This is a genomic window from Kitasatospora sp. NPDC057512 (assembly GCF_042802135.1).
Taxonomy (GTDB): domain Bacteria; phylum Actinomycetota; class Actinomycetes; order Streptomycetales; family Streptomycetaceae; genus Kitasatospora.
The window spans coordinates 1-1,822 of the sequence record NZ_JBHVET010001123.1 but is presented as its reverse complement, the minus strand read 5'-3'; the positions used below and the strand labels follow the sequence as shown (position 1 = coordinate 1,822).

Sequence of the window (1,822 nt, the reverse complement as noted above, 5' to 3'; positions counted from 1 at the left end):
GCCCGGGTGGCGGTGGTGGGCGGCTCGGCCCTCTCCCCCACTGCTGACGGCGCGCCCAACGCCGATGTGACGATCGTGCTGGGCGAGGACTACGGGGAGTAGGCGCGGTAGCGGTGGGTGACAGGCTCAGGGGTAAACCGGGCTGAGCACTTCAAGTGTGCGCCGGACATCCACCCGGGAGAGTGTCCTAAGCGGGCGTCACCCGGTTAGACGGGCGTGGACACCAGAACACCTCGGCGCCCCCTGTTCGGCGACGGCAGCACCGGGATAGACGCGGGCCCCGGCCTCAACACCGTCAAGGTGGAGTCGGACCCTTCGCGGCTCAGCAGCACCCAGGCGAGCTTCCGGCTCCGGCTCGGCGGCCCGGTGGCGCCGCTGATCGAGGCCCCGGCCGGACTGCTGTCCACCGGTGCCGCATTCGGCGACCCGTACGCCAACCAGGGCCTGATCCGCCGTCCGCTGGTCACCCCGCAGGTCGTCGTGCCCGCCTCCGCCGTCCCGGCGCTGGCCGGGGCCGGGGCCGGCGGCGCACCGCGCCGCAAGGGCCGGGTCACCGCCGTCACCTGGACCGGCCAGGCGCCCCCCGGAGACCTCGCGGCCACCCGGCTGCTGGAGGCCGTGCGCCCCGGCGGCACCCCGGCCGGCGGCGTCCGCCTGATCGAGGCGGACACCCAGACGCTCCCCTCCCTCGTGGGCGTCCGCACCCTCCCGCGCCAGCCCCGCGAGGGCGCCGGCACCGCCACCGACGCGGGCGTCGGCCCGGTCGGCGAGCCGCACGGCTGGACCCCGAGCGGCGAACTGCCCGAGGTCTCCGCCGTCGACGCCGCGGGCAGGCAGCCCTGGTACCCGGGCCGCCGGGTCGACCTCGGCCTGGTGCTGCTGCCGCTGCGCGCCGTCCTCGGCTCGCTCTCCGTCTACGCCGGGTTCAGCAAGCTCTGCGACCCGGTGTACTTCGACGGCGGCGAGCGCGGCTCGATGATGCGCTGGCTCTCCTCGCTGCACCCCTGGAAGGTCGCCGAACCGCTGCTGGCCTTCGCCATGGCGCACCCGGTGGGCGCCGGCCTGGTGGTCTCGTTCACCCAGATCGTGGTCGGCGTGCTGACCGTCCTCGGCCTCTGGCAGCGGCTCGCCGCCGGCGCCGCGATGGCGCTCTCCGCCGCGCTGCTGTTCACCGTCAGCTGGCGGGCCGTCCCGGTCTACGACACCCCGGACCTGATCTTCCTCGCGGCGTGGAGCCCGCTGCTGATCGCCGGGGCGCCGTTCGCCTCGCTGGACGGGCGGCTCAGCCTGGAGGCCTGGCGCCGGTACGGCGCGGACGCGCCCGGGGCGCTGCGCCGCCGGGTGCTGCGCCGCGGCACCGTGGTCACCACGGTCGTCGTCGGCCTGACCCTGCTGCTCGGCTCGATGCTCGGCGCCGCCGTCCGTACCGGCGCCCGGGCGCACCAGGCGCCGGACCGTCCGGCCACCGACTACGGCACCCCGGTCTGGCCGTCCGGCAGCCCGTCCGGCCCCCCCGGCGGCAAGGGCACGTCCACCACGCCCCAACCCGCCGCCCCGCATCCGGCCACCCCGACGCCGAGCGCGACCACCCCGGCCGCCACGCCGTCCACCAAGCCGGCCACCCCGACGCCGAGCGGCAAGGCGCACCCGGGCAAGCCGGAGGCCGGGTCGGGCTCCTCCCCGGCCGCGCCCCCGTCCGGCGGCTCGGGGAGCACCGCCCCCGCCTCGCGCGGCACCCCGGGCGCCGGCGGCCCGGGGCCGGCGGCCAAGTCCAGCCCGAGCTCCGGCGGGCTGCTCGGCGGGGTGCTGGGCCTGTCTCTTA

Annotated in this window: 1 protein-coding gene; it reads left to right on the top strand. The window is 77.4% G+C overall.

The features are described from left to right. Window positions 1–216: 216 nt before the first annotated feature. Window positions 217–1,822 (top strand): DoxX family membrane protein (locus ACFU6K_RS38215; protein WP_380671154.1); only part of this gene is annotated, 1,606 nt, incomplete at its 3' end.